We start from the raw sequence: 23201 nt of genomic DNA on the forward strand, positions 1-23201 counted from the left end.
GTGCAAACGCGCCATATCACTGTGCAATAGTGAGGGGTGGATTACAGATTGCACGGCAATAACCTTCTAAAATCTGTAGCTTGGCAAACTGGCATGCCAACTGCTTACTTTAAAACGCGGAAACATTGAATATCCGCGATGAATTTCAACAGGCGTCCGTGCAGCACGTTTGCCCCAATGGTGGAATGTGCTGTTCGGACGTCTTTTTTATCGCGGGTAATACCCCTTGGTTGAAAGCCTCGATTACAGCTTTTTCCGATGGCTTCTTTTTGCCGATCGCTTACCCTATGGCCTCAGGTTGCATTATGCTGTGCGACAGTTTTTTTCTACCGGCCGGAACGGTAGCGCCAACGAGGTGAGTTTGCCATGCGGCAAGGAAGACGAAGGGCAAACGTGGTTATGACCAAGGTTATTCAGCAAAAGATGTCACAGTTGTTATCCAGCACGCGCTTACTCGGGTTATTAGCTTTACCGGTGATGATGTTTAACGCCCAGGCGGAAGCTCCCCCGGCAGGAGCTGGCGTGCCTGGCGCCCAGGCAGAGGCACCCGTTGCAGCGAAAAGCGAAGCTGAGTCCACGGTGGAAGCTCCCTCTATCGGGACGAGCGTGATTGACGATCTGGCTAAAGCGCCACCGACAGCAACAGTAGAAACCCAGACGGTAGTACCACCGGCGGCGGTAGCAGAAGTTCAGGCAGTAGCACCTGCAGCAGAAGCCCAGACGGTAGCGCCACCGGCAGCGGTAGCAGAAACCCAGGCAGCACCACCACCCGCAGAGGCTCAGACCATTGCCCCACCGGCGGTGGCAAATGCGGCTGACATCCCGGCGCAAGTGCCTGCGGCCGTGACCCCGATAGAAAAGCCAGCGGCAGTGGTCAGTGAGGTCAAGGCGCAGGCATCTCCGGCGCAAGAGCTGCCGGAACTGGGCAGCGCTGGCGTCAACGATGCCGAAAAAGAAAAAGAGTGGGCTACGCGGGCGAAAAAGCTGGCAGAGCAGAATCTTAACCAGATATCCAGCGAGCGGGCGCGCGCCGATACCAAAGATTACCTGACCAACCAGGCCAGCTCTGTCCTTCAGCAGGAGACCGAGGAGCTACTTTCACCACTTGGCACCGCTAAACTGTCGCTTGCGGTTACACCTGAAGGGGATTTCACCGGCAGCAGCGGTCAGTTGTTCAGCCCGCTCTATGACGTGGATGGCTTGTTGACCTACAGCCAGGTGGGTTATCTGCAAAAGGCTAACGGTTCTCAGGGTAATTTTGGCCTGGGGCAGCGCTGGATGGTAGGGGATTGGCTGCTGGGCTACAACTCCGTGCTCGACACTGATTTCCAGAATCAGCGCAACCGTGGCAGCATCGGTGCCGAAGCCTGGGGTGACTATCTACGCTTATCGGCCAACTATTACCACCCGCTGTCGTCATATTCTCCACAAGCAAATAATGCCGTCTTTCTCGGCCGTCCGGCGCGTGGCTACGACATTACCACCCAAGGTTATCTGCCGTTTTACCACCAGCTTGGGGCCTCACTCAGCTTTGAACAGTATCGCGGCGCCAGTGTCGATCTGCTAGGCAATGGCAACAAACAAACGGATCCTAGCGCTATGCAGGTGGGGCTCAACTATACGCCGGTCCCGTTGGTCACGGTCAAAGCCTTGCACAAACTGGATAATGTGGGCGAAACCCAGGACAAGGTCGAGCTGGCCATGACCTACCGCCTTGGGGTGCCGCTGCTCAAACAGATTTCTCCGTACTACGTGGAACAGGCCAAATCTTTGCGCGGTAGCCGCTATGACAGCATTGAACGTAATAATGTGCCGGTGCTGGAGTTCCGTGAAAGTAAAACGTTGCAGGTGTTTCTGGCGACGCCGTCATGGAGCCTGAATCCAGGGGAAACGCTGCCGTTGGTGCTGGAAATCAAAGCGGCCAATAAGATCACTGCGGTCAACTGGCAAGGGGACACTCAGGCAGTCAGCCTGACGCCGCCGGCGAATACCAACGATCCGCAGGGGTGGACCTTGACGGTGCCCGAGTGGGATGAGACGCCAGGGGCCAGCAATCACTACCAACTGTCCGTCACCCTTGAGGATGAAAAGCAGCAGAAAGCCACCTCTAACTGGATCACGCTTCAGGTTACCGCTCCCCTGAGCTTGTCTATCGAAGGGGAGCCTGGGCTACCGCCGCCGCAAACCCTGCAGCCACCGGCAATCCCTGCGGTTACCGGGCCGTTGCACCCACAGGGTAACTAATCTTTCTTATTGCCCAACACCCAAACGGCGGCTTCTACGCGGGATTTCAGTTTCATCTTCTTCAGCAGGTGTTTCACGTGCACCTTGACGGTACTCTCGGTGATGGTCAGTTTACGGGCGATCAGCTTGTTTGGCAGCCCCTGCGCGATCAGCTTGAGGATATCTCGCTCGCGCGGGGTTAACTGCTGGATGTCGCGTTCTACCGCCGGGCGGTTTTCCCGCAGGCTGGCCGCCAGCACTGGCGTCAATGCGTCGCTCAGTACCATTTGCCCTGCCGCCGCCTGATGCAGCGCTTTGAGCAGTTCCTCTGGTTCCATATCTTTCAAGAGATAGCCATCAGCACCGCGTTTTAGCGCGCTCACCACATCGTCTTCATGGTTGGAGACGCTGAACACCACCACGCGGCCGGAAAGGGCGGTTTGGCGCAGGCGATCCAGCGTTGCCAGACCGTTCATTCCGGGCATGTTCAGATCCAGCAGGATCAGGTCGGGATCGTGCAGCTCCGCCAGTTCCACCCCTTGTTCGCCATTGCTGGCTTCGGCGATGACTTGTAGCCGCGGATCCATGCTAATCAACTGCTTGACGCCGTTACGCAACATGGGGTGATCGTCAATCAGCAGTATGGTGGCAGCTTCTTCGGTTGTCATAATATTTCCTTATTCGATAGCAGAGTTATCCGGCCGGAACGTTACCCGTACTTCGGTGCCGCCGCCGCTGCACGGCAAGATTTCGCACTGGCCCCGCAGGCTTTTGGCGCGATCGCGCATGATGATCAGGCCGTAGTGATCGGGCCGTTCGCTGATATCTGGCAGGCCACGGCCATTATCGCTGACGCTCAAGGTGACTTCGCCCTGCAGGTTTGTCACCCGAATCGCGACCTGGCTGGCCTGCGCGTGTTGGTGAATGTTACTCAATGCCTCACGCGCGATCTGCAGCAGGTGGATCGCCTGGTAGGCCGGTACGCTACGTGGGCCTAACTGATAATCCAGTTCGATGGTGATCCCCAGCCGCTGATTGAATTCTTGCACCGTAGACTGTAGTGCCGCCAGCAGGCCAGGTTCGGTCAATCGCAGGCGGAAGGTGGTTAACAGCTCGCGTAACTGGCGATAGGCGGCACTGATCTCTTCACGCATCTGTTGCACCAGCGCCAGGCTGGCCGGAGGGAGTTCCCCCCCCTGCATTTGCAGGCAACTGGTCTGCATTTTCAGGCAGGTGAGGGATTGGGCGATGGAGTCGTGTAACTCACGGGCAATCGCGGCGCGCTCTTCCATCAACATCAACTGCTGCTGGTGGTCAACCTGGCGTTCTATCGCCAATACGCTGGTCAACTGCTCCATCAGGGTATTCATCAACTGACATTGCTCATCGCTTAGCCGTTGTTCTGGAGCATGTTGAGCGACGACGATGCCATAATTGCCCAGTTGGTCACTCAGGCTCCAGCTGAGAGAAGGATGGCCCTGACTGTGCGGCTGATGTTCGCTTAAGCAGGCGCTACAGACCGGATTATGGCAATACTCCGGCCTCAACGGCTGGTTACCGCTTAATTGCAGAAACTGTTCCTGACTATTGTTTTCATACAGCCGTACCTGGATGCTGTGTAGCGGCGTCAGCGTTTGTAACTGGTTGAGGATCGGCGTCAGGCGGCTACAGATCGGCTCGCTGGTGTGTAACTGGCGGCTGGTGCGATACAGAAAGCCCAGCACCTGGTTTTTCTGTTGCAGGTCGGCGGTCTTTTCTGCGACACGTTGCTCCAGCCTGGCATAGATGGTTGCAAGCTCGTCGGACATGGTGTTGAGCGCAGCGCCGAGGGAAGACATCTCGTCCTGATGCCCACGTTGGGCAAAGCGGTGGCTGAAATCACCGCGGCCAACCGCCAGTGCCAATGCCACCAATTGACGCCAAGGGTGCAGCAAACGGCGGCGTAGATAACAGATGGTGCCGACCAGCAGCAACAGCGTCAGGGCGATAAATCCCCCCTGAACCAGCGTCACCATCAACAAGCGCCGTTCGGTTTGATGATCGATATCGGAAACCAGCTTGTCCAACAGGCTGACAAAATGGGCCACTTGGGGGGCCGCATCGGCGGGGCGTTGCGCCTGACGCAGCCGTGGTTGCAGCTGGTTTAGCCAATAGTCACGTAGCGTCAGTAACTGCGTGGTTAGTCCTTCGCGCTCCAGCGCCTGCTGCAAGTCGCGGCTGGTTTCATCCTGATCCAATCCCTGCATGAGTATGTCACTGTGGGCATCCAGAGGAACCTGGGAGAGCAGACGGTAGCTCTGCATCCTTAGGGAGCCTGCTTTGTTGATGGCATGAGCATTGCCCTGAATGCTTTGCGACATCCAGGCGGAAATACTCATTCCAGCGATACCCAGCACTCCCAACAGTAGCATTAACAGGGCAACCTGGTTAACGATGGAAAGCGGGGCCAGCAAGCGTTTCATCGAATACGCATCTCCCATAGAGCAGCAGAAACCAGAGAGGAGATACCTGCAACTCCGGCCGCCAAATTACGTCAATAGCAGCCATTTTTCCTCATCCCCCGGCGTAACCCCATACCCCTAACGAAGTACCCCTTAGTTTCCTGCAGCCTGAGCCATTGCCAAACCTTTCTCACTACTGTGGTATAACCTGCTGAATACCAATAGATTAGCTAACCTTGATTGGCTACTCACTAAGGGATGTATGCGGTTTTTCCGCCATGAGCTACCTGCTTGCTCATTGATTTGCGTCAACTTTACCGCTTGAGGGGATCAACTAGGGTGTGCGCAGTTATCACCGTGTTTCTGAGGTTATTATGTCACAATCTGCAACGCCTTTAGCAAAAAAAACGGGTGCGGTTATTCAGGACTGGCAACCTGAGAACAGCGAATTCTGGCAGCAGAGTGGGCACCGCATTGCCCGCCGCAACCTGTGGATCTCCATACCCTGCCTGTTGCTCGCCTTCTGCGTATGGATGCTGTTCAGCGCTGTGGCGGTTAATCTGAACAAGGTGGGTTTTAACTTCACCACCGATCAGCTGTTTCTGTTGACCGCATTACCTTCGGTTTCCGGCGCGATCCTGCGCGTGCCGTATTCCTTCGTGATCCCGATGTTTGGTGGCCGCCGTTGGACGGCTATCAGCACCTGTTTCCTGCTGGTACCTTGCCTGTGGCTGGGTTATGCGGTGCAGGATCCGACCACCTCATTCAACGTATTTATCATTATTGCGCTGTTGTGTGGGTTTGCTGGGGCCAACTTTGCCTCCAGCATGGCGAACATCAGCTTCTTCTTCCCAAAGGCGAAGCAGGGTGGCGCGTTGGGGCTGAATGGTGGTCTGGGAAATCTGGGTGTTAGCGTGATGCAACTGGTGGCTCCGTTAGCCATCTCGCTCGCCATGTTTGGCTTCCTGGGCGGCACTGGGCAGACACAGCCAGACGGCAGCCAGCTGTGGTTGGAAAACGCCGCCTGGATTTGGGTGCCTTTCCTGCTGGTGGCAACGCTGGCGGCCTGGTTCGGTATGAACGATTTGGCCGCCTCAAAGGCTTCTTTGCGCCAACAGTTGCCGGTACTCAAACGGGGGCATCTGTGGGTTTTGAGCCTGCTGTATCTGGCAACTTTTGGTTCCTTCATTGGTTTCTCTGCCGGTTTTGCCATGCTGGCGAAAACCCAGTTTCCGGACGTGGTGATCCTGCATTATGCCTTCTTCGGGCCGTTCCTTGGGGCGCTGGCTCGTCCCGTGGGTGGGGCGCTTTCCGATCGCTTTGGCGGTATTCGTGTGACGCTGCTGAACTTTATAGTCATGGCTATTTTCGCTGCCTTGCTGTTCATGACCTTGCCGGGTAGCGATCATCAGGGTTCATTTATGGCCTTCTATGGCGTGTTTATGGTGCTGTTCCTCACCGCCGGGTTGGGCAGCGGCTCGACCTTCCAGATGATCGCCGTGATATTCCGTAAAATCACCGTGGACAGAGTGAAAGCCGAAGGAGGAAGCGATGAGTTGGCGCAGCGTGAGGCAGTAACCGATTCGGCTGCGGCTCTGGGCTTTATCTCGGCGATTGGTGCGGCAGGGGGGTTCTTTATTCCCAAGGCGTTTGGTACTTCGCTGGCGTTGACTGGCTCACCGGCTGGGGCGATGAAGATCTTCCTGGTGTTTTATATTCTGTGTGTCGTGGTGACCTGGGGCGTTTACGGCCGTAAAAAGGTTTCACGCTAGTTTAGTTAAGCGGAGGCAGCCTGCGGCACCCCTTCGGTCGAACATGTGGACGCCTACCCATTCAGCAACATTGCCTGTCCGTAATCTGACACTCCCCGCTTGCCGGGGAGTGTTTTGCTTCTCAATTCCTGCACGTTGTTTCACTGATAGCCAATCGGTGAATTCACCGCTATCTTGCCAGTACCACACTGTGTAATATTACCGACACTTGGCATTTCTCGGGTATATATTAATACCACCTTTATTTTGTTGAGTTGTTATAAGATTATTCCATGCTTATCTATTGTTAAATCTTGATGTCCACGGTGTCATTAGAAAAGAAAGCCCCAAATCCTTGGTGCGAGGTATTAATGTCTTAATTGCCCATGGACCAGGAGAGAAGTGGGTTTTTCTCGTTGAGTTGCATGATTTCACAAAGTTGTGAAAAACAGGTGAAATATAAATTAAGTCTATTTCACTGACTTTATATTTAAATTCTTGAACATTTTTTCATATGTCTATACAAATGAGGACGCTGTGAACTCATAAGGGAAATGAAAAGTGGACGCTGAACAGGAAATAAAAATCATAAATTTTGATGTTTTGCTCCCCTCCAGGCAGCGTTCACGCCTGCGTTGGAAAGAGCTTCAGATCCTTTCCCTGCTGGTTAACCGGTCGCCTGAGTTGGTGAGCCGCTCAGAAATCATTGAGACTATCTGGAAAGGCACCTATTGCTCAGACTCGACAATAAATCAGACGATTAAGTCCATTCGCCAGAAAATTGGCGACACGGAACATGCTCTCATCAGGACCATTCCTCGTCTTGGTTATAAGGTGGAAGATAAAACGATTTTTAACTTTATATCGACAGGGGAATCTGCCGTCGCCACGGAGATTATTCCTGGGAATGATGATGCTGAAACTTTCAATCGTGATCTATCTGAGGGTAAATTAAATCATATGGCTGATGAAATTATTGAAGATGCAACGGTGTCGGAAGGTTATTCCCTCATGAATCCGATATTAAGCGAAACGGTTTTGGCTGATTCCAGGCGAAACACGCTAACGCCGTGGGGCAGAATATTGAAGTATCTGGCGGCGTTTATTGCACTGTTGACGGTTTCACTTTTATCCTATGCATTGGGCAGCCGAACCAGGCCTGCAATACAGTATGAGCAGCCCAACAGCCCTCGTATGGTCCTCTCTTTTTCATTAAACACTTCCCCTGGTGTTAATCCCCAGGCGCTGAACTGCGTATATCTGGCGGGGAATGAAAAGGAAATGCGGGTTGAATGCCGCACTCGTTAGCAGGGATCCCCCTTCAAGCTGTTTAAGATAGAAGTATTAAACTGCGCAAGATTATCCCGATTAAGCTCGCTCACACATCCGTTTTACTGCCACTACCCCCAAATTTCCGTTTCAGGAGGTTCGCCAGGTGCTCATCCCTGTAAATCTATTATTCTTGTTTTATTACAGTTAGATAGCGTTATTTTTAACGCTCATCCTTTAGTGGTATTTTCACCTTCCCCCACGTTTTCCCTCACTGATTCCCTTGATCGCAATCAAGTTACGCCCGGCAGAGCATCAGTAGCCTTGGCCGCAGATTGAGCAATGTCACTTGGCAACTTCTTACAACAACATACCCGTCGTCTTTCAAGCTGCGGCTTGAAATTCGAGTGTAACGAGCCTTCAGGAGAACTCCGGATGAGCAAATTTCTAGATCGGTTCCGCTACTTCAAGCAGTTGGCCGAACCTTTCTCTGGCGGCCATGGCCAAACGCTAAACACCAACCGCGATTGGGAAGACGGTTACCGCAGCCGCTGGCAGCACGACAAAGTGGTGCGCTCCACCCATGGTGTTAACTGCACCGGCTCCTGTAGCTGGAAAATTTATGTGAAAAACGGCCTGGTCACCTGGGAAACCCAGCAGACTGATTATCCACGTACCCGTCCAGATTTGCCCAACCATGAGCCCCGTGGCTGCCCACGCGGTGCCAGCTATTCCTGGTATCTCTACAGCGCCAACCGCCTGAAATATCCGCTGATGCGCAAACGCCTAATCAAGCTATGGCGCGAGGCTAAAGCCTTGCATAGCGATCCGGTTGATGCCTGGGGTTCGATCGTTTCCGACCCTGAAAAAGCCAAAAGCTACAAAGTGGCTCGTGGCCGCGGTGGTTTTGTCCGCTCCAGCTGGCAGGAAGTCAATGAACTGATCGCTGCCTCCAACGTCTATACCGCCAAGACCTTTGGCCCGGACCGTATTATCGGCTTCTCGCCGATCCCGGCGATGTCGATGGTGTCTTACGCGGCGGGGGCCCGTTACCTATCGCTGATTGGTGGCACCTGCTTGAGCTTCTACGACTGGTACTGCGATTTGCCACCGGCCTCGCCGATGACCTGGGGCGAGCAGACCGACGTGCCGGAATCCGCCGACTGGTACAACTCCTCGTACATCATTGCCTGGGGCTCCAACGTGCCGCAAACGCGCACCCCGGATGCCCACTTCTTCACCGAGGTTCGCTACAAGGGCACCAAAACCGTCGCAGTGACGCCAGACTACGCGGAAGTGGCCAAGCTATGCGACCAGTGGCTTAACCCGAAACAGGGTACCGATAGCGCAATGGCGCTGGCGATGGGCCACGTGATGCTCAAAGAGTTCCATCTGGATCGTGAAGTTGGTTATTTCCGCGACTATGTCCGTCGCTATACCGATATGCCGATGCTGGTGTTGCTGGAGCCGCGTACCGAAGGTTATTACGCCGCTGGCCGCCTGCTGCGCGCCGCCGATCTGGTGGATGGCCTTGGCCAGGAAAACAACCCCGAGTGGAAAACCGTCGCGCTGGATCAGACCAGCGGTGAACTGGTGGCGCCGCACGGCTCTATCGGTTTCCGTTGGGGTGAGAAGGGCAAATGGAACCTGGAACAGCGTGAAGGTAAAGCCCAGCAGGATGTGGAGCTGCAACTCAGCCTGCTAGGCAGCCATGATGAGGTGGTTGACGTTGGCTTCCCATACTTTGGCGGTGCCGAGAGTGAGCATTTCAACAGCGTGGCGTTGGACGACATCCTGCTGCACAAACTGCCGGTAAAACGCCTGCAACTGGCGGACGGCAGCCAGGCATTGGTGACCAGCGTCTACGACCTGACGCTGGCTAACTACGGCCTGGATCGTGGCCTGAATGATGCCAACTGCGCCAACGGTTATGATGAAGTCAAAGCCTATACGCCAGCCTGGGCAGAACAGATCACCGGCGTCTCACGCCATAACATCATCCGCATTGCGCGGGAGTTTGCCGAAAACGCCGAGAAAACCCACGGCCGCTCGATGATTATCGTTGGTGCCGGTGTCAACCACTGGTATCACATGGACATGACCTATCGCGGGCTGATCAACATGTTGATCTTCTGCGGTTGCGTTGGCCAAAGCGGCGGCGGCTGGGCGCACTATGTCGGTCAGGAAAAGCTGCGCCCACAAACCGGTTGGATGCCGCTGGCCTTTGGCCTGGATTGGCAACGGCCGGCTCGCCATATGAACAGCACCTCGTTCTTCTACAACCACTCCAGCCAATGGCGTTACGAAACGGTCGGCACCGAAGAGCTGTTGTCACCGATGGCGGACAAGAGTCAGTTTGCTGGCAGCCTGATCGATCTTAACGTGCGTGCTGAACGCATGGGTTGGTTGCCATCGGCACCGCAACTGGACACTAACCCGCTGCATCTGGCCGCTCAGGCCAAAGCGGCCGGTCAGACGCCGCTGGATTTCACCGTGGAGAGCCTCAAACAGGGCAGCGTTCGCTTTGCTGCCGAACAGCCGGATAACCCGCAAAACTTCCCGCGTAACCTGTTCGTCTGGCGCTCCAACCTGCTGGGCTCCTCCGGCAAGGGGCATGAATACATGCTCAAATACCTGCTGGGGACCGAGAATGGCATCCAGGGCCAGGATTTGGGCCAGCAGGGCGGCGTAAAACCGCAGGAAGTCGAGTGGTTGGATAACGGCGGCGAAGGCAAGTTGGATCTGGTCGTGACGCTTGATTTCCGCATGTCCAGCACCTGCCTGTATTCCGACATCGTGCTGCCTACCGCCACCTGGTACGAGAAAGACGATATGAATACCTCGGACATGCATCCGTTTATTCATCCGCTGTCTGCGGCTGTCGATCCTGCCTGGGATTCCAAGAGCGACTGGGAGATCTACAAGGGGATCGCCAAAGCGTTCTCCGAGGTGTGCGTTGGCCATCTGGGCCAGGAAACCGACATTGTTACGCTGCCGATCCAGCATGACTCCGCCGCCGAACTGGCACAGCCCTACGGCGTGAAAGACTGGAAGAAAGGCGAGTGCGAGCTGATCCCGGGTAAAACCGCGCCACACATCATGGTGGTTGAACGCGATTATCCCGCGACCTACGAGCGCTTTACCTCGCTCGGTCCGCTGCTGGACAAGCTTGGCAACGGGGGGAAGGGCATCAGTTGGAACACCCAGACCGAAGTCGACTTCCTGAAAAAGCTCAACTACGTGAAGACCGAAGGCCCGGCAGTTGGGCGGCCTAAGATCGAAAGTGCTATCGATGCGGCGGAAGTGATCCTCTCGCTGGCACCGGAAACCAATGGGCAGGTGGCGGTGAAAGCCTGGCAGGCGCTGAGCAACATCACCGGGCGCGATCACACCCATCTGGCACTGAACAAGGAAGACGAAAAGATCCGTTTCCGCGATATTCAGGCCCAGCCGCGCAAGATCATCTCCAGCCCTACCTGGTCTGGTCTGGAGGATGAACACGTCTCTTACAACGCCTGCTACACCAACGTGCATGAGCTGATCCCATGGCGCACCCTGAGTGGCCGCCAGCAGCTTTATCAGGATCACGAGTGGATGCGTGCCTTCGGGGAAAGCCTGCTGGTCTATCGCCCGCCGATCGACACCCGTGCCGCGCAGCCGTTGCTGAATAAAAAGCCAAACTGTAACAAAGAGAAGGCGCTGAACTTCCTGACGCCGCACCAGAAGTGGGGCATTCACTCCACCTACAGCGACAACCTGCTGATGCTGACCCTGTCACGCGGCGGGCCAATCGTCTGGCTGAGTGAGGACGATGCCAAAGATCTGGGCATTGAAGATAACGACTGGATCGAGGCCTTCAACGCCAACGGAGCGCTCACCGCCCGTGCGGTGGTCAGCCAGCGTATTCCTTCGGGGATGACCATGATGTATCACGCGCAGGAACGTATCGTGAACATTCCAGGTTCGGAAATCACCAGCCAGCGCGGGGGGATCCACAACTCGGTGACCCGCGTGTGCCCGAAACCGACCCATATGATCGGTGGCTATGCGCAGCTGGCCTACGGTTTTAACTACTACGGCACCGTAGGCTCGAATCGCGATGAGTTTGTGGTGGTGCGCAAAATGGACCATATCGACTGGTTAGACGGCGAAGGTAACGACTACGCGCAGGGCAGCCAGCAGGAGAAAGCCAAATGAAAATTCGTTCGCAAGTTGGCATGGTACTCAACCTGGACAAATGCATCGGTTGTCATACCTGTTCGGTGACCTGTAAGAACGTCTGGACCAGCCGCGAAGGCATGGAATATGCCTGGTTCAACAACGTGGAAAGCAAGCCGGGTATCGGCTATCCCAACGCCTGGGAAGATCAGGACAAATGGAAGGGCGGCTGGATACGCAAAATCAACGGCAAGCTGGAGCCGCGCATGGGTAACCGCATTGGCCTGCTGTCGAAGATCTTTGCCAACCCGGATGTTCCCGCGCTGGACGATTATTACGAGCCGTTCGATTACGACTACCAGAACCTGCATACCGCCCCGCAGGGCAAGCATCAGCCGATCGCCCGTCCGCGCTCGCTGATCACCGGCCAGCGGATGAACAAGATCGAAAGCGGCCCAAACTGGGAAGAGATCCTCGGCGGTGAGTTCGACAAACGTGCCAAAGACAAAAACTTCGACAACATGCAGAAGGCGATGTACGGCCAGTTCGAAAACACCTTCATGATGTATCTGCCACGCCTGTGCGAGCACTGCCTGAACCCGGCCTGTGTGGCGACTTGTCCGAGCGGTGCGATCTATAAACGCGGCGAAGACGGCATTGTGCTGATCGATCAGGATAAATGCCGCGGCTGGCGGATGTGCCTGACCGGCTGCCCGTACAAGAAAATCTACTTCAACTGGAAGAGCGGCAAATCCGAGAAGTGCATCTTCTGCTACCCAAGGATTGAGGCTGGCCAGCCGACCGTTTGTTCGGAAACCTGCGTGGGGCGTATCCGCTATCTCGGCGTGCTGCTGTACGATGCCGACCGCATTGAACAAGCGGCCGCGACAGAGAACGATAAAGACCTGTATCAGAGCCAAATGGATATCTTCCTCGATCCGCACGACCCGGCGGTGATTGAGCAAGCGTTGAAAGACGGTATCCCGCAAGGGGTGATTGAGGCTGCGCAGCAGTCGCCGGTTTACAAGATGGCGATGGACTGGAAGCTGGCGCTGCCGCTGCACCCGGAATATCGCACTTTGCCGATGGTGTGGTATGTACCACCGTTGTCTCCGATCCAGTCGGCTGCGGATGCCGGTGAGTTGGCCCACAGCGGCGTACTGCCTGATGTCGAAAGCCTGCGCATCCCGGTGCAATATCTGGCGAATCTGTTGACCGCCGGGGATACCGCTCCGGTGCTGTTGGCGCTAAAACGGATGTTGGCGATGCGCCACTACAAGCGGGCAGAAACCGTGGACGGCGTGGTGGACACCAGTGCGCTGGAGCAGGTGGGGCTGACAGAGGCGCAGGCGCAAGAGATGTATCGCTATCTGGCGATCGCGAACTACGAAGATCGTTTCGTCGTGCCTTCCAGCCACCGTGAACTGGCGCGCGAAGCCTTTCCGGAAAGCAAAGGCTGTGGCTTCAGCTTTGGCGACGGTTGCCACGGCAGTGACAGCAAATTCAACCTGTTCAACAGCCGCCGCATCGATGCCATCGACGTGACGCAGAAAACCCCGCGCAAGGAGGATGCCTCATGATCGCTCTGCGAATTATTGCCCGCCTGCTGGATTATCCTGAGCAGGAATTGTTTGACCATCAGCAAGAGCTGGTGGAAGCCCTGGAACCGGCCTGTGAACTGGACTTGCATCACAGCGCCCAGTTGATTCTGTTTATCCGCCGCTTCTGTGCCCGTCCGTTGCTGGATGTGCAGGCGGAGTATTGCGAGCTGTTCGATCGTGGCCGTGCGACTTCACTGTTGTTGTTTGAGCATGTTCACGGTGAATCCCGCGATCGAGGCCAGGCTATGGTCGATCTGATGGCGCAATACCGCGAAGCCGGGCTGGAGATCGACAGCCGCGAACTGCCGGACTTCCTGCCGCTGTATCTGGAGTATCTGGCTAGCCGCAACAAAGAGGAAGCTCAGGGCGGATTGCAGGATATCGCCCCCATTCTGGCTCTGCTGGGTGCTCGTTTGCAGCAGCGTCACAGCCCGTATGCGGTGCTGTTCGATCTGCTGCTGGTGTTGTCTGCTAGTGGCGTTGCAGCCAAAAGTTTACAGCCACAAGTTGCCGGTGAGACACGTGACGACACGCCACAGGCTCTGGATGCCGTCTGGGAAGAAGAACAGATCAAGTTTTTGGGTGAGCAAGGCTGTGCTTCGGCGCAGCAGGCCACCCACCAGCGGCGCTTTGCTGGGGCGGTGGCGCCACAGTATCTGGATGTGGGTTCAATGACCACGGCAACCAAAGGACGCTAATCATGCACTTTCTGACGCTTTTCTTCTTCGATATCTATCCGTATATCGCCGGGGCGATCTTCCTGATCGGCAGTTGGCTGCGTTACGACTACGGGCAATACACCTGGCGTGCTGGCTCCAGCCAGATGCTGGATAAAAAGGGCATGCGGCTGGCCTCTAACCTGTTTCATATTGGCATTCTGGGCATTTTTGCCGGGCACTTCCTTGGCATGCTGACGCCGCACTGGATGTATGAATCTTTCCTGCCGATCGCCGTGAAACAGAAAATGGCGATGTTCGCCGGTGGGGCCTGTGGCGTGATGATGCTGGTGGGCGGTGTGCTGTTATTAAAGCGCCGTTTGACCAACCCACGTATCCGCGCCACCAGTAGCGTGGGGGATATCCTGATCCTGACGTTGCTGGTCGTGCAGGTGTGCCTGGGGCTGTTGACCATTCCGTTCTCTGCTCAACACATGGACGGTAGCGAGATGCTGAAGTTGGTCGCCTGGGCGCAAGCGGTGGTGACCTTCCATGGCGGTGCAGCTCAACACCTGGAAGGGGTTGCTCTGATATTCAAGATCCATATCGTGCTGGGCATGACCCTGTTCCTGATATTCCCGTTCTGCCGTCTGGTGCATATCTGGAGCGTGCCGGTGGAATATCTGACTCGCCGCTACCAGTTGGTACGTAACCGCCGTTAATTCCCCACGTTATCCAGCGGCAAGGTCTTTGGACGTTGCCGCTGTTCTATTTCCCTCGTATTGCTGCTTAACCTACACCCTTTTATCGTTGACTCAGCCTTTGATTCTGGCCTGCCTTAGCCTCCCCGAACCAGGCCAAACAGCTTATTCTTATAGATCTCTTTTCGGCGTTGATCTAGGCTGTGCCATTAGGTTAACGGCATGGTTTACCAGGTTAGTTAAGCGAACGGAATCAATCAGTAAAATTTCCTGTTAGGATTTTCATTATGCTGATGTTAAATAAGGGCTAGATCAAAAGAGCGTAAATGGTTTGATTAATTACGCTGGATGCTAAGCCAAACGAGTTAGGGATAAGCAGACTGAACACCTATGACCATTGATAACCTGTCCCACCCCGTCCTGCCGCTGAAAATCATCGCGACCGGTGCGGCGTTGCCTCCCGGCTGCATCGAATCTTCGGCGTTGGATCGGCAATTGAACAAACCCGTCGGCTATGTAGAAAAACGCTCGGGGATTGTTCATCGCTTTCATGCCAGCAATCAGGCCAGCCAGGCCGAACTGGCCGTCGCCGCATTGGATGATGCGCTGGCTCACCATGCTATCCCGCGTGACTCCATCGATCTGTTGATCTCGGCTTCGGCTATTTCCGTACAGGCATTACCCTTTAGTGCCGCGCATATTCTTAAAATCGCTGGCTTACCCTCAGGTACCGCAGGTTTTGATATCAATACCAGCTGCGTCAGCTTCATTAGCGCATTGCAGGTGGCGGCTGGGCTTCTCAACACAGGCGTTTACCGGCGAATTGCCATTGTCTCCGCCGATATCGCCTCGCGCGGTATCGACTGGGAAGATGAAGAGTCCTCACTGATTTTTGGCGATGGTGCCGCCTGTGCCATTGTGGAGCGCGGCGATGGGCGCAGCGGTATTTTGTCCTACCTGATGGAAACCTACCCGGAAGGCAGCGATTTGTGTGAAATCCGCGCCGGTGGCACGCGCTGTAACCCGCGCGCCGGGATGAACGACAGCGATTTCCTGTTCCATATGAAGGGCAAGCAGCTGTTCCGCCAGGCTTCGGCGCTGATAGAAGGCTACCTTGAGCGCTTGCTGAGCGCTGCAGGGCTCACCTTGACACAAATCGCCACCGTGGTCCCGCACCAGGCCAGTCATCTCTCGCTGGAACATATGCGCAAAAGGTTGCATGTAGCGCCAGAGGCGTTGGTGGATATCTATCGTTACCGGGGCAACCAGGTGGCGGCGTCAATTCCTTCCGCGCTGCACGAGGCGGCGATCACCGACAGGCTGAAGGCCAATCAGCCGGTAATGTTGATCGGTACCGCTGCTGGGCTGACCCTGGGCGGCATGGTTCTGCTGCCATGAAAGTCTTGGTAACCGGGGCGACCAGTGGGTTAGGGCGCAATGCGGCCGAGTGGCTGTTGGCTGCCGGGCATCAGGTGCATGCTACCGGGCGTGATGAGGCCGTTGGCCGTGAGTTGGTGGCACTGGGGGCAAAGTTTACCCCGTTGGATCTGACCCGTGCCGGGATGGAACAGTGCGAACAATTGATGAGGGGGTATGATATCGTCTGGCATTGTGCCGCCAAATCTTCCCCGTGGGGCGATCGCAAGGCGTTTTTCCAGGCCAACACCTATGTTACGGAAAAGCTCGCCAAAGCTGCCGGGCGCTGCGGGGTGAAACGCTTTATCCATATCTCGACGCCGGCGATCTATTTTGATTTCAGGCATCATCACAACATCACCGAAGGTGAACCTGCCCGCCGGTTTGCCAATCATTACGCTGCCAGCAAGTATGCTGCCGAACAGAGCATCAGCGCGCTGCTGCATCGCTATCCGCAAACCACCTACCTGATCCTGCGCCCGCGCGGCCTGTTTGGCCCGCATGACCGAGTGATCGTACCCAGGATCCTGGCCCAGATGCAGCGTGATAAAGGTGCTCTGCGCCTGCCCGGCGGCGGTAAAGCCTATCTGGACCTGACCTTTGTGCTCAACGTAGTGCATGCGATGGATCTGGCCAGCAACCGGGCGAATTTGCCTTCCGGCGGCATTTATAACATCACCAACCAACAGCCCCAGCGGCTGGAGGATATGCTGCACCAACTGCTGGCCCAGCAGCTAGGCTGGCAATATAAGGTGCAGGCATTGCCTTACCGGCTGTTGTGGGCGGTGGCAGGGGGGATGGAATTGATAGCCCATTTTACCGGCAAAGAGCCGATGCTGACGCGCTACAGCGCGGCGGCCGCCTATTTTGATATGACGCTGGATAACAGCCGCGCGATTGAAGATCTGGGCTACCGGCCACGTTATAGCCTGGAGCAGGGGATTGAGCTGACCGGGCAATGGATGAAACAGCAGGGGATGGCGGCGCATGGCTAACATCACCACCTTCGAAATCGGCTATTGCACCCACCTTGGCTGCATGGCGCTGCGTGGCTCGCCGATGCGTAGCTGCAAATTCCCCTCCCGTGCCTACCTGTTGGAGGTGGGCGAACGTCGCTGGCTATGGGATACCGGCTATGCCAGCTATTTCCAACAGTACACCGCCAGCGGTATTTTCCGGTTGTATAGCCAGATTACCCCGGTCTATTTCAGCCCACAGCAGGCGCTGCTTGAGCAGTTGCGTAGCCGGGGGGTAGGCGTGGGTGATATTGAGGCGGTGATTATTTCCCATTTTCATGCTGACCATATCGCTGGCCTGCGTGATTTCAGCAGTCTCAACATGATTTGTTCTGGTGAGGGCTGGCAGCAAACTCGTGAGCTGCGCGGTTTTGCCGCCCTGAAGCGGGCGTTTATACCGGGGTTGATCCCCGAGGAGTTTGAATCCGCATTGCAGTTTGTGGAGTCATTCCCGCTACAGAGTCTGCCAGCCGAACTGGCACCGTTCCAGCAGGGGTATGCACTACCAGGCAGCGAAGGGCAAATCCTCATTGTGCCTCTGCCAGGCCATGCGGCGGGCCATCTTGGTGCCTTTGTCCAAACCGACGCGGGCTGGACGCTGCTGGCAAGCGATGCCGCCTGGTCGCCGCTGAACTACCAGCAACTGCGTGGTCCTTCGCGGCTGGCGAACCTGATCATGGATAATCCGCGTAGCTACTACCAAACCCTTGAAGCGCTCAACCAGCTGCATCACGGCGGCGCGGCAGAGATCCTGTTGTGCCATGAGGGGGATTTATGATCCCGCTGATGACGCTGTGGCACTATCTGCGAGCGCGCAGGCTGCATTTCACCGAACGGGCAGAACTGGAGGCTTACCAGGCGCGTCAGTTAAAACGCTTCGCCCGTCGGGTATTGGCGTATAGCCCCTATTTCCGGCCATACTGTCTGTTACCTGTGAGCGAATGGCCAGAAATGGACAAAGCGATCATGATGACGCATTTTGATCGGATGAATACCGCTGGGCTGCAACTGGAGGCGCTGTTGGCCTGCGCCCGGCGCAGCGAAACCGATCGTGACTTTACCCCCAAAGTGGGCAAATACAGCGTAGGTTTATCGACCGGTACCTCCGGGCGACGAGGCGTGTTTGTGGTCAGCCCGCAGGAACAGCAGATCTGGGCTGGCGGCATGCTGGCCAAAATGTTGCCGCAAGGGGTGTTTGCCGGTGAGCGGGTCGCGCTGTTTCTGCGTGCGGACAACAATCTGTATCACAGCGTCAACAACCGCTGGTTGAGCCTGACGTTTTACGATCTGTTTGCTCCCTTTGCCGAGCACTTACCGCAGATTGAGCGCGAGCAACCCACCATCGTGGTCGCACCTGCGCAGGTATTGTGCGCGTTGGCTAACGCAGTTGAACGGGGCGAACTGCAATTGCGGGTGAAGAAAGTGATCTCGGTGGCCGAGGTGCTGGAGCCGCAGGATCGCCAACTGCTAAAGCGGGTATTTGCCGACGTAGGTGAAGTCTATCAGGCCACCGAAGGTTTTCTGGCAGCCACCTGTAGCCACGGCACCTTGCATCTGAACGAAGAGTTTATTCACGTGGAACCGCAGTGGATCGATGAGCAGCGATTTACCCCGCTGATCACCGATTTTACGCGCCGTACGCAGCCGATCGTGCGTTATCGGCTGGATGATATTCTGGTGCGGCGTGCGGAGCCTTGCCCATGCGGCCAGGCCAGCATGGCGTTGGATCGGATTGAAGGGCGCTGTGACGATCAACTCTTGCTGCCAGGATTGCAGGGCACAGCGCAGCGAGTCTTTGCCGATCTATGCCGCCGTGTGATTGCCAACGCGTTACCCGCCGTGGCCGATTATCGCCTAACCCAGTTGTCTAGCCAGCGGCTGCATCTGATGGCCGACTGTAACCCTGCCGAGCTGAAACATTGTCAGCAGCACCTGATGGCGCTGTTTACCCAGCAAGGTATCGCGGTGCAGCAACTGGAGTGGCAACTGACCGCACAGAGCATCATGCCGCAGTTCGATGCCAAACGCCGTCGCATCGTGCGTTTGCCGGAGGCATCATGAAAGAGGTGATCTATCGCCTATGGCAAATGCTGCTGGGCTGGGGCTTTGTTGGCCTGATTTATAACAGCACTGACCGATGGCAAGGAGCGGGTTATCAGCTGACGCCGAGTTGGCTGGATCGCGCAATTCCCTTTAGCCCGCATGCTATCTGGCTATACCTGTCTTTTTTCCTGATCGTTCCGCTGTGCTATCTGCTGTGCCCGCTGAGCCGGATCAAATGGCTTAGAAGCTCGATGCAGCTTGCCGCTATTGTTGCGGGGGCCATCTATCTGCTGTGGCCGACGACGATGGACTACCCGGTCGATCACGGTAGTTCACTCAGCTCCACCATGCTGGCGGCATTGATCGGGATTGATTCAAAACAAAACTGCTTACCCTCTTTGCATATAGCCTTGACGGCCCTGGCCGTGTGGGCCGTGGCGGACAGTCGGAAAAAATGGCGCAGCGTACTGTTGTCGGTTTGGGGACTGGCGATTGCTTTCTCTATTCTGCAACTGCGCCGTCACCTGCTGGTGGATTTGCTCAGTGGAGCGGTGTTGGCCATGGCCGTCGGCTATGCCTGCCAGCATGTTCGATGGATTGTCAGTGATTTTCGTCAGGGAGAACGACCATGACCGATCTGGTAATACCGATAGTCTTTATGCTGTGCGTGGTGCTGGGCGAAGCCCTATGGCTGCAAAAGCGCAACCGGGGCAGCGTTGATTGGCACGATGTGATCTTCAACCTCAACTCCGGGCATATCATGCTGTGGCTGTTCCGGGGGCTGGAGATCTTCTGCTATGGCTATGTGGCGACCCATTTCAGCCTGGGCCTGGTCGATAGCTGGCCGGTTGCGCTGGTGTGGCTGTTTGCCCTGCTGGCGTGGGACTTTGGTTTTTACTGGTTACACCGTCTGCATCACCGTTTCCGTTTACTGTGGGCGGTGCATGTGGTGCATCACCAGGGCGAGCATTTCAACCTTTCGTTGGGCGTGCGTAACTCGTGGTATTCGTCATTAACGTCGATCCCGTTCTTTATGCTGCTGGCGTTGGCCGGTGTGCCGCTTTCGGTGTTTATCACCGTTTCGATCCTGCACTACGGCATTCAGCTGTTTAACCATAATGCGCTGACCCCAAAACTGGGCTGGCTGGAAAAAATCTTTGTTACCCCAGCGCACCATCGGGTGCATCACGTCAACGATCTGGCCTATTCCAACCGTAATTTTGGCGGCAGCTTTATCTTCTGGGACAAGCTGTTTGGCACCTTTGGCCCGTCGCTGCCAACCGAGCCTTTTGCCTATGGCGTACGCGGGGAGAAATCTTCGGTTAATCCGTTCTGGGCCAGCAATCAACCGTTTTTGCGCTACTTCAAGCTGCCTTACAAACCTTCGGCCAATAGCGCCCGTTTCCGCAGCTCCGCGTGGTGTATGGTGAGTGGTGCGTTGCTGCTGTTCGCCCTGGTGCTGGGTTATGTGTATCGCTTTGGATATGGCTACAACGGCCTGACCGGCGAGCAGGCGGTACTGTTTATGCTGTTGGCGGTAGGCGCGGTAGCGCTGGGGGGGATTGCCGAAGGCCGTAGCTGGGGCGTCAAGGTCTGGTTACTGGTGGCGTTGGCCGCTCCACTGCTGTTGCTGTTGGCGCTGGGGTGGCACCAACCTTACTGGTGGCTGATGACTTGCGGCATTGCGGTGCATGGCTGCGCCGTCGCCGCGGGCTGGGGACGCCAGGAGGAAGCGGCCCATGGCTGACTCTCTGCCGCCACTCTCTTTCCCTGCGGATGGGGAACAGGCGTTTCATCGTGAACTGAAACGTCGGGCCCATGCTTATCTGAGCGGCCGTGACGATCACCGCTTTGCCGATGTGGCCCGTTGGGTCAAGGCTATCGTCCTGCTGTTGTTGTGCGTGGGGTTTTACCTGCTCAGCCTGATGCAGCAGCAGGGGCTGGCGTTTATGCTGTGTTACTTTGCCTTTGTCATGATGGGCATGTTGCTGAACGTTAACGTCAATCATGACGCATCGCATAACGCGTTCGCCCGCACTCCTTGGGTGAATCGCCTGGCGGGGCGTTTGGTGACGATCCCGCTGGGGGTCGATCCGGACTATTGGCGGACACGGCACGTCAGCTATCACCATGTGTATGCCAACGTCGAACATTACGATCTGGACACCGAAGAGAACGGCTTTTTCCGCCAGACACCGTTCCAGCAATGGCGAGCGCACATGCGCTATCAGCACCTTTACTGGCCGCTGATTGCCGCCTTGTCGCTGCCCTATATTGCGCTGGTGTTTGATTGGTCAGACCGGTTGGGCAAAACCCCGTTGGCCACTGAGGGTGTACTGGCCGGGCGCAAGGGCTGGGCGGTGTTTATTGCCAGCAAACTGTGCCACATAGTGGTGGTGCTGGTGGTCCCGTTGGTGGTTTGCCAGCAACACGGTATCGGCTGGCAAACGGTGCTGATCGCTTATCTGTTGAGCCAGATGCTGGCCTCGCTGCTGGTGGTGTTCTTACTGTTGGGTACCCACTGGGCGCAGGCCGAGTTTTACGCGGTTCCAGAGGGGGGACAAATGCCGCAAGGCTGGTATCGGCATAACTTTGCCACCGCCTGCGACTGGGAAACCTCGCCAAAGTGGCTGCATCACCTGACCGGCGGGTTGAATTATCATCTCACCCACCATCTGTTCCCCGGCTGGAATCACCGCCATTATCCCGCGCTGGCCGCCATCCTGGCTGAACTCGCGCCACGCTATGCCATGGATTATCGCTGCATCGGCTATCGCGAACTGTTGCAACAGCAGCAACGCTTCCTACGTACGATGGGGCAACAGCCACGATGAAAATGCCAGACACCACGCCGTTGCGGCCCTTGGCGTTCCAACGGGAGAACCGCGACATTCATCTGGCGCTGATGCGTGGCAGCCAGGCTTATCTGGCGGAGCGGGGCGACCACCGCTTTGCCGACCGCGGAATGTTCGCCAAAGTGTTGCTGCTGATCCTGGTGTGCGCGGGCTTTTATGCACTCAGTTTGCAACAGCAAAACGCCTGGGCCTATTTCGGCTGCTACGTCGGCTTTATTTTCTCCGCCATGATGTTGACGGTGAACGTGGTGCACGACGCCTCACACAATGCCTTTTTCAAACAGGCACGGCTGAACCACTGGCTTAACTTTATTGTGAGCATCCCGTTGGGGCTGGATGCGGACTGTTGGCGGGTGCGCCACGTCATTTTCCACCATGCCTACAACAACATTGAAGGTTACGATCCGGATATCGAGCCGAACGGCGTGCTGCGGCAAACGCCGTTCCAGCAGCGCAAAACCTTTATGCGTTTGCAGCAATACTACTGGCCGATAGTGGCGGCACTGACTTTCCCGTATTACATCTGGCTGTTTGACTGGTTGGATCGGGCTGGCAAAACGCGCATGACGCCCAAGATGATGTTGCAGGGGAGCAAAGGCTGGGGCGTTTTCTTGCTGAGCAAGCTGGCGCACTTCACGTTGGCGTTGGCAATCCCGCTATGGCTGATGCCGCCTGAGGTCAGTGCCACGGCGATCTGGTTGACTTACCTGCTGAGCCAGATGCTGTCGTCGTTGGTGTTTGTGATGTTGATTGTCGGTACCCATTGGGCCAAAGCCAATTTTTATCAGGTTCCCGAGCAGGGCAAGATGGTGCATGGCTGGTATCAACATCTGTTTTCCACCACCTTCGACTGGCAGGCCACGCCACGCTGGGTTGGCTACTGGCTGGGCGGTGCCAACCTGCACCTGACTCACCATCTGTTCCCGCATTGGAGCCATCGGCATTACCCGGCTCTGGCGAAGATTATTGCCGAAGTCGCTGCCCAGCACGGGCTGGATTATCAGTGCCTGGATCTGAAAACGCTGTTGCAGATGCAACAGCGTTTTTTGGGGGCGATGGGGAAGCCGTAAA

Annotated in this window: 17 protein-coding genes; 15 read left to right on the plus strand and 2 right to left on the minus strand. The window is 56.2% G+C overall.

The window, feature by feature from the left end; genetic code table 11:
- Positions 1-399: 399 nt before the first annotated feature.
- Positions 400-2244 (plus strand): YchO/YchP family invasin, encoded by a 1845-nt coding sequence (locus tag A6U95_RS09125; RefSeq protein ID WP_241810634.1) that lies wholly within the window; start codon positions 400-402, stop codon positions 2242-2244.
- Here the strand turns inward: A6U95_RS09125 and narL are convergent.
- On the minus strand, positions 2241-2891 hold the full coding sequence (gene narL / locus A6U95_RS09130; RefSeq protein ID WP_065684237.1) for a two-component system response regulator NarL: 651 nt from the start codon (positions 2889-2891) through the stop codon (positions 2241-2243). The two genes, A6U95_RS09125 and narL, sit on opposite strands and share 4 nt — an antisense overlap.
- Positions 2892-2900: 9 nt before the next feature.
- Positions 2901-4685, minus strand: a complete 1785-nt coding sequence (narX, locus tag A6U95_RS09135; RefSeq protein ID WP_065684266.1) for a nitrate/nitrite two-component system sensor histidine kinase NarX — start codon at positions 4683-4685, stop codon at positions 2901-2903.
- A 353-nt stretch (positions 4686-5038) separates the two neighbouring features.
- Between narX and A6U95_RS09140 the strand changes: the two genes are divergently transcribed.
- From A6U95_RS09140 to A6U95_RS09205, 14 genes are all read left to right on the plus strand, one after another.
- Positions 5039-6436 carry a NarK family nitrate/nitrite MFS transporter gene (locus tag A6U95_RS09140; RefSeq protein ID WP_024529759.1) on the plus strand — a complete coding sequence of 466 codons (1398 nt, stop codon included), beginning with the start codon at positions 5039-5041 and terminating at the stop codon, positions 6434-6436.
- A gap of 540 nt (positions 6437-6976) precedes the next feature.
- Positions 6977-7723 carry a winged helix-turn-helix domain-containing protein gene (locus tag A6U95_RS09145; protein ID WP_065684238.1) on the plus strand — a complete coding sequence of 249 codons (747 nt, stop codon included), beginning with the start codon at positions 6977-6979 and terminating at the stop codon, positions 7721-7723.
- Between the two features lie 396 nt (positions 7724-8119).
- Complete coding sequence (locus A6U95_RS09150; RefSeq protein ID WP_065684239.1) at positions 8120-11881, plus strand: nitrate reductase subunit alpha; 3762 nt, start codon at positions 8120-8122, stop codon at positions 11879-11881.
- On the plus strand, positions 11878-13422 hold the full coding sequence (narH, locus tag A6U95_RS09155) for a nitrate reductase subunit beta (protein WP_065684240.1): 1545 nt from the start codon (positions 11878-11880) through the stop codon (positions 13420-13422). The genes A6U95_RS09150 and narH overlap by 4 nt, the downstream gene beginning before the upstream one ends.
- Positions 13419-14141, plus strand: coding sequence for a nitrate reductase molybdenum cofactor assembly chaperone (gene narJ / locus A6U95_RS09160; RefSeq protein ID WP_065684241.1), 723 nt, complete (start codon positions 13419-13421; stop codon positions 14139-14141). The genes narH and narJ overlap by 4 nt, the downstream gene beginning before the upstream one ends.
- 2 nt (positions 14142-14143) lie before the next feature.
- A complete protein-coding gene (narI, locus tag A6U95_RS09165; protein WP_024485415.1) occupies positions 14144-14821 on the plus strand; it encodes a respiratory nitrate reductase subunit gamma in 678 nt (225 codons plus the stop codon).
- 369 nt (positions 14822-15190) lie between these two features.
- A complete protein-coding gene (locus A6U95_RS09170) occupies positions 15191-16198 on the plus strand; it encodes a 3-oxoacyl-[acyl-carrier-protein] synthase III C-terminal domain-containing protein (RefSeq protein ID WP_065684242.1) in 1008 nt (335 codons plus the stop codon).
- Positions 16195-17211 (plus strand): NAD(P)-dependent oxidoreductase, encoded by a 1017-nt coding sequence (locus A6U95_RS09175; protein WP_065684243.1) that lies wholly within the window; start codon positions 16195-16197, stop codon positions 17209-17211. The genes A6U95_RS09170 and A6U95_RS09175 overlap by 4 nt, the downstream gene beginning before the upstream one ends.
- Positions 17204-18010: an MBL fold metallo-hydrolase gene (locus A6U95_RS09180; RefSeq protein ID WP_065684244.1), complete on the plus strand. Its 807-nt coding sequence runs from the start codon at positions 17204-17206 to the stop codon at positions 18008-18010. Before A6U95_RS09175 ends, A6U95_RS09180 begins: the two co-directional genes overlap by 8 nt.
- Positions 18007-19293, plus strand: a complete 1287-nt coding sequence (locus A6U95_RS09185; RefSeq protein WP_065684245.1) for a F390 synthetase-related protein — start codon at positions 18007-18009, stop codon at positions 19291-19293. The genes A6U95_RS09180 and A6U95_RS09185 overlap by 4 nt, the downstream gene beginning before the upstream one ends.
- The gene (locus A6U95_RS09190; RefSeq protein WP_065684246.1) at positions 19290-19907 is read left to right on the plus strand and encodes a phosphatase PAP2 family protein; all 618 of its coding nucleotides are present in this window, start codon (positions 19290-19292) and stop codon (positions 19905-19907) included. The genes A6U95_RS09185 and A6U95_RS09190 overlap by 4 nt, the downstream gene beginning before the upstream one ends.
- Positions 19904-21022: a sterol desaturase family protein gene (locus A6U95_RS09195; protein WP_065684247.1), complete on the plus strand. Its 1119-nt coding sequence runs from the start codon at positions 19904-19906 to the stop codon at positions 21020-21022. The genes A6U95_RS09190 and A6U95_RS09195 overlap by 4 nt, the downstream gene beginning before the upstream one ends.
- The gene (locus A6U95_RS09200) at positions 21015-22109 is read left to right on the plus strand and encodes an acyl-CoA desaturase (protein WP_065684248.1); all 1095 of its coding nucleotides are present in this window, start codon (positions 21015-21017) and stop codon (positions 22107-22109) included. Before A6U95_RS09195 ends, A6U95_RS09200 begins: the two co-directional genes overlap by 8 nt.
- Positions 22106-23200 carry an acyl-CoA desaturase gene (locus A6U95_RS09205; RefSeq protein WP_241810635.1) on the plus strand — a complete coding sequence of 365 codons (1095 nt, stop codon included), beginning with the start codon at positions 22106-22108 and terminating at the stop codon, positions 23198-23200. Before A6U95_RS09200 ends, A6U95_RS09205 begins: the two co-directional genes overlap by 4 nt.
- The last annotated feature ends 1 nt before the right edge of the window (position 23201 follow it).

Origin of the sequence: Serratia sp. 14-2641 (genome assembly GCF_001692375.1) — a bacterium.
GTDB lineage: Bacteria > Pseudomonadota > Gammaproteobacteria > Enterobacterales > Enterobacteriaceae > Chania > Chania fonticola_C.